The following is a 5859-nucleotide window of genomic DNA, read 5'->3' as shown; positions in this document are numbered from 1 at the left end:
TGTCTCAGTCTCTTTCTCTTATAATTGAATGTTAGTTTTGTTTCCAAGATTGTACTAGGTCTACAACTGCTGACACAACTTCGATTCCTTGAAAAGCGAATAGACCTGCAGCGGCCATTGAGAAAAACCCCACTACAACATCTTTTAGAATGATTGGCATATGAACATCTCCTTTTCTACTTTGAAATATACGCTGTTCATCCCGGTTAAGCGCCTGCTTTTCTCTATACCCTTTTTTAAAAAGGATATTCCTACATTCTACTCTTTTTTCACGAATTTTCAATACCATTTAGTGATAAAAATATTACCATGTTAAATTGAAAACGATTAACGTTTTCTTATAGTAAAGAAGCACACCCTTGAACTGCGCCCCTTCTTTTACAAGTAGCTTTCATCTTTCCTCAAGAGCTGATCCAAAGATAATGCTCCACTTCCTGCAAAGACAAGATGTAAAGACATAGCTAGAAGTGCAATATCTAACTCATATCCTCCCACAAATGGCGCTCCCAGTTTTGCTGTAAAAATAGCTCCTAGCATAACAAAAACAAACAATGCTGCAACAATTCGTGTGCCTAGTCCAACAATAACAGCAACTCCACCAATTAGTTCTATAATTGCTACTACATAAGCCATGAAACCAGGGATACCAATGCTTTCAAAAAAACCTACAGTTCCGTCAATTCCGCCTTGAAATTTACTTAGGCCATGAATAAAAAATGTTAACCCTAATACAACACGTATAAAGAATGTACCAATTGTATAACTCTTCATGTTAGTTCCTCCTTTTATGTATCCTCTATCACTATTTTAGTAGCAATATATATATAATTACAAGTTATTTTTATATTATAATTATGTAACAAAAAATAAACCACTTACATTTTATTAGTAAGTAGGTTTATTTTTGCTATCAACTTAAATAAAAAGCTCTCATATACTCTTTAATAATAAGCTCTGCCGTTGAGTTAATTACATTTGTTGGAAGATACTCATGAAATCGAAAACGATTCTGTTTATTTACGTTAACGTCATGAACAGAAGCTATGCTTAATTGATTTTGAAAGCACTTCAACATCGCCATAGGAGGACTAGAGAGAATGTGAGCACCAATCTTATTTATCGCTTGTTTGCTAATCGCATGCGGAACTGCAGTTAGCGAGCTCATCCATAAATCTCCTCTGTCGTTCATTTCATTTAATAGAAATTTCCAAGCCTGCACACTATGAGATAAGCTTTTTTCATCTTCACTTTTATTTAAAGCTACATCTAAGCCATCTGCTATTGCTCTTGCAAAGGGGTATAAATCATAAGCCTTAATACTAAAATCTCCATCTACAAATAAAATAATGTCTCCCTTTGCAACCTCGGCACCTATCGTTCGACCTACATCATGCCCTAACGCATTCTTATAAACAATTGTTTTCGCTCCCATATTTTTGGCAATTTGTTCTGACTCATCCGTAGAGCCGTTCACAATAACTATAACTTCAAGAGGCTCAAGCTTCCGAACCTCTTTGATCACTTCTTGTAGCGTTTTCGCTTCATTTTTTACTGGTATGACAACTGATAGCTGCTTTCCTTTATAAAAAGAGGAAAGTTTTCCCAACCCTTTGCTAATGTTTTCATACGGCTGATAAGCATCCGTTCTGTTCATAGCTTTTGAAACAGCTTCTGTTTTAGCTATATAATTGTCCAAGAGCTCCTTATATCTTTCTTTATATTCAGCTCGTTTGTTTTCAAAAGCACCAGGAGCAAACTTCCCTTCTCCAAAAGTTGTAATGGAAAGGTGATGGCTTGTTCGGAAGGAGTTCGTTTGTAGTTCAACAAATAAAGCGAGAGGATTTGTACAAGCAGCAGAGGATAATTGACTATATACTTCCTTAGTAAATGCATATGGAGGAGAAAGATAAGCATTGGTATAATGAGGTTTATTACACATATCATGTAGAACCCTGCTCCACATGACTTCAAACCTTCCAAAATCATGCTGAAATGCTTCATCCCATTTGTTTAAAACCACATCACAATGACTAAATAAAAGTGGTTGAACAAATTGTTTTACTTGTTTCTCTGAGATTATATAATCGCTGTCTAAATATAAAAAGGCGTCTCCCTTACACATGCGAGTTATTTTCATTCGCAATTCATGTGCTGTTTCTTCACCATTCTCTATTTTCACAATACAGCCTTCTTCTTTTGCAATTAAAACCGATCCATCCATTGACTGCTTGGCTAAGACAATCACTTCATGAGGATTTAAACAGCGAGTACTGCGAATGACTTGCCTGATTGTCGCTTCATCATTTTGAACAATTAGAATGATTGAAAGCTTCTTCACATTACGCCCTCCTTTTTAACGCCTTAATACTCCCCTTGTATCCACTATTTTCGCGGCAGTTTTCACAAGTGACCAATCAATGTTTTGATGGTCGGTTAAGATTAAGACTACATTGGCTGTTTGCACCGCTTGTTTAGTAAGCTCTACAGACTTAATGTTGCAACCATTTAGCGTAAAAGTGTCGATATATGGATCATGATATGATAGATTATACCCTCTTGTAATTAGCTGGTTGCATATAGGCAATGCTGGTGACTCCCGTACATCGTTTACATCCCGTTTATACGCGATGCCAATGACCAAAACATTTTTCTCATTCTTATCAAGCTGCTTTTCAACGAGTGTCACAACATGTTCAGTCATTTGTTCATTTATTTCATGAGCTGCTTGAATGAGTTCACTTTTTAAACCAGCCTGTTTGAGCTTCCATACAAAGTAAAGTGGGTCAACAGGAATACAGTGCCCACCAATTCCAGGTCCGGGATAATAAGGAGTAAATCCAAATGGTTTCGTTGCTGCTGCTTCAAGTACTTCATAAAAGTCAATGTTCAGCTGTTCACATAATACATTTGTTTCGTTCACAAGAGAAATATTAACTAACCGTTGAATATTTTCAAATAGTTTACACATTTCAGCCACGTTTGGTGACGAAACAGGAACTACTTTTTGAAAGATGCTACCATAAAATTCGCTAATTTTTTGTAAGCAGCTTTCCGTATATCCACTAATCACTTTAGGGATTTGCTCAATGTGATAGTGCGTATTTGCTGGGTCTACTCTTTCAGGAGAATAAGCGAGATAAAAGTCGCTTCCTACTTGTAGCTTTGATTTTAAAAGAATTGGTAAAACAATTTCTTCTAACGTACCTGGATAAGTTGAACTCTCATAGATTACTGTTTGTCCGGCAACCATTTCCTTTTGCAAAAACTCTGAAGCCTTAATCATTGCTGTTAAGTCTGGTTCGTGCTGATCGTTAATTGGTGTTGGAACCGTCACAATTACATATTCACACTGTTTAAACTCTTCAATTCCGTCTTGTAAACATTGAGCTTTAAATTTCTTTTCTCTTTTAATCTCCTCATTTGATACATCTGGAATATAGCTTTTCCCTTGATGAAGTAGGTTCACTTTGCTACGATCAACATCAAGACCTATCACATCAAAACCTTTTTTAGCAACCAATAATGCTAAGGGTAATCCCACGTATCCAAGTCCTAATACTGCTACTTTTTTAGTTTTCATCACGCATCACCTCAGACAAAATGTCATGTCTTCTTGTATCTTTTAAAAAGAGACCTCTTTCCGTTGTTTGATTGAGTAGATAAGCAATTGCTTCAATATGATCTCCTAAAATCCTTTCCGTTGATTGAGGCAATCCTGTTGTCTTTAAGTGCTCTTTTCGAATGCGATTGGTGCGCGCTACGTCTACAAAATGAATCGCCTTAACCGTAAAACCTGCTAACAAACTTTTCAAATGAAATAAAGGAGGAATGATGAGCGATTCGTACCCGATTTTCTCTATTACTTCTCTTTTTATTGCGTGAGGAATTGCAGTTGTTGTGTTAATGGTTAAATCTGGACGCTTACTAATAGCATTTAAAAAATACTTTGCAGCACTAACAGAATGTAGAGGATGGACTTGATCTAATAAACACTCCAAATTATTGAGCGCAACATCAACTCCATTTTCAGCTGCACGGATGAAATGTTGAAGATTTTCAGCAGAAATAACGATATCACCGTCAATAAACAAGCAAATATCACCTGAACTATACATTGCTCCAATTGCTCTTGGAACATTATGTCCAAGCCTATTTGGATACACAAGTACCGTTGCGCCTGCTTCACGTGCTCTTGAAATCGTTATTTCATCTGACCCATTTGCTACCACAATAATTTCTTCAACACCTGCTTTTTGCACTTCTTGAATAACAAGATGAATCGTTTCTCTTTCTTCTCCAACTGGAATAATCGCACTTGTTTTACATCTCTCTTTTTTCAGGAGAGTGGGTGTATATTCTGATACAATCGTACGGTTACGATTTCCATCCGTAAGTCCTCCCCTTACTCCTTTCTGATGAATTAAGTGAGAAAAAGCTTTTAAATGATCAGCTAAAATTGATTCGGTTGAAAAGGGAAACGGAGAATTAGGAACAAGCGTCTTGTGGGTATTACGAATACGGTTGGTATAAATAACATCTGTGGAACAAGGATATACAACAGACATTCCTTTTAAAATAGCAAGTGTCTGCATTAATGGGGGATGCGCTAAATTCTCAAAGCCGATTTCTTCAGCTGCTGAGCGCTTTATAGCATGTGGAATTGCGGTAACTGCTTGAACTGTTAAATCTGGTCTTTTTAAGCTTAAATTAAGCATATATTTTGAGACAGCCACTACGTGAGGACGAATTTTTCGCTTCATTGTCCATTCCAAGTCATTCAATGCAAGGTCATGGCCATCTTTAATTGCTTGCACATACTGGTTTAGTTCTTCAAAGGGTACAACGATATCTCCGTCTAGAAATACAAGGATATCCCCCTTTGCTTTTTTTGCTCCAATTGCTCGACCAATGTTAATCCCAAGCTTCTCTTCGTACGTTAACACTTTACACCCTTCTTGTTTTGCAATTAAAGCTGTATTATCAGTGGCCCCATTTACAACAACAATGATTTCAAAAGGTGCTATCTTTTTTATTGCCTGAATCACACTTTGCAATGACTCTTCTTCATTACATGCTGGAATGATAACGGATACGTTCATTTTATTCATCTCCACTAATAATACGAATGTATGTGACAGATGCAAAAGGTATTGTGACATCAGTAGGCTCTCCATATGAGCTTGATGTACGAACAACAATTGAAGCTTCAAATACTGCAATTAATGTACCGCTAATAATATCAATTGGGGTAATGATTTGCACAAATGAACCAATGCTTTCTCTTAATGCGTCTTGAAACATCTTTTCCTCTCCTCTCTTTAAACTTTTTGAATTGTAATGATGCTGGTAAATGGTAACAAAATGCTGGAAGTGGCACTTTCAGTTAGCCTTAAATAATCATCGCCTACTTCAGCAACCGTACCTTGCAAAGGACCCGCAACTGTTGAAACGACAATCTCTTCATGTAAATATTGAAGCGCAATTTCTTTAAAAGGCGAAACATCCGCTTCTCTTACAAGCTGAATAAAGTAGTCTCGAAATCGCTGAGAATAAATAACCTCTTCTACTGCTTTTTTTGTATTATTTTCAATGAAAGTACCAAACCTTCTTGAAAATAACAATCTCTTAATTTTCTTTTTGAGACGGTAATAGCTATAACACCACATCTTTTTTTTCCTCCTTGTTAGTCATGGAATCATTTGAATTTTACTAGAACACTCAAACGATTACTTTACCAATATATACAAGCTGTCAGGAGGAAGTGATAGAACTTTTTTCGCATTTTTTGATAAATATGCGCTTGTCTCGCATTCTTACAAAGAAAGAGTGCACAATGATTTAACTTTTTTCAAAACAAAA

At 36.4% G+C, this 5859-nt stretch carries 7 protein-coding genes; all 7 read right to left on the bottom strand.

Annotated elements, in window-relative coordinates; translation table 11 throughout:
* Positions 1-31: 31 nt before the first annotated feature.
* Positions 32-160 (bottom strand): hypothetical protein, encoded by a 129-nt coding sequence (locus BFL01S_RS21330; RefSeq protein ID WP_257788897.1) that lies wholly within the window; start codon positions 158-160, stop codon positions 32-34.
* Positions 161-378: 218 nt separating this feature from the next.
* The gene (locus tag BFL01S_RS18645; protein ID WP_025910831.1) at positions 379-771 is read right to left on the bottom strand and encodes a DoxX family protein; all 393 of its coding nucleotides are present in this window, start codon (positions 769-771) and stop codon (positions 379-381) included.
* Between the two features lie 139 nt (positions 772-910).
* The gene (locus BFL01S_RS18640; protein ID WP_061786613.1) at positions 911-2338 is read right to left on the bottom strand and encodes a glycosyltransferase family 2 protein; all 1428 of its coding nucleotides are present in this window, start codon (positions 2336-2338) and stop codon (positions 911-913) included.
* A gap of 15 nt (positions 2339-2353) precedes the next feature.
* Positions 2354-3583, bottom strand: coding sequence for a nucleotide sugar dehydrogenase (locus BFL01S_RS18635; RefSeq protein ID WP_174521201.1), 1230 nt, complete (start codon positions 3581-3583; stop codon positions 2354-2356).
* Positions 3570-5099: a glycosyltransferase family 2 protein gene (locus tag BFL01S_RS18630; protein ID WP_025910827.1), complete on the bottom strand. Its 1530-nt coding sequence runs from the start codon at positions 5097-5099 to the stop codon at positions 3570-3572. Before BFL01S_RS18630 ends, BFL01S_RS18635 begins: the two co-directional genes overlap by 14 nt.
* Before the next feature lies 1 nt (position 5100).
* Positions 5101-5301, bottom strand: coding sequence for a hypothetical protein (locus BFL01S_RS18625; protein WP_025910826.1), 201 nt, complete (start codon positions 5299-5301; stop codon positions 5101-5103).
* 17 nt (positions 5302-5318) lie between these two features.
* Positions 5319-5666, bottom strand: a complete 348-nt coding sequence (locus BFL01S_RS18620; protein WP_061786611.1) for a hypothetical protein — start codon at positions 5664-5666, stop codon at positions 5319-5321.
* Positions 5667-5859: the final 193 nt, after the last annotated feature.

The sequence above is a fragment of the Priestia flexa NBRC 15715 genome, assembly GCF_001591565.1.
GTDB classification, from domain to species: Bacteria; Bacillota; Bacilli; order Bacillales; family Bacillaceae_H; genus Priestia; species Priestia flexa.
The sequence above is the reverse complement of the archived record's forward strand: the minus strand, read 5'-3'. Positions and strand labels throughout refer to the sequence as shown.

Coding starts and splice junctions, on each gene's coding strand:
- BFL01S_RS21330 (WP_257788897.1), bottom strand. CDS start 160: ATGCCAATCATTCTAAAAGATGTTGTAGTGGGGTTTTTCTCAATGGCC.
- BFL01S_RS18645 (WP_025910831.1), bottom strand. CDS start 771: ATGAAGAGTTATACAATTGGTACATTCTTTATACGTGTTGTATTAGGG.
- BFL01S_RS18630 (WP_025910827.1), bottom strand. CDS start 5,099: ATGAACGTATCCGTTATCATTCCAGCATGTAATGAAGAAGAGTCATTG.
- BFL01S_RS18625 (WP_025910826.1), bottom strand. CDS start 5,301: ATGTTTCAAGACGCATTAAGAGAAAGCATTGGTTCATTTGTGCAAATC.
- BFL01S_RS18620 (WP_061786611.1), bottom strand. CDS start 5,666: ATGTGGTGTTATAGCTATTACCGTCTCAAAAAGAAAATTAAGAGATTG.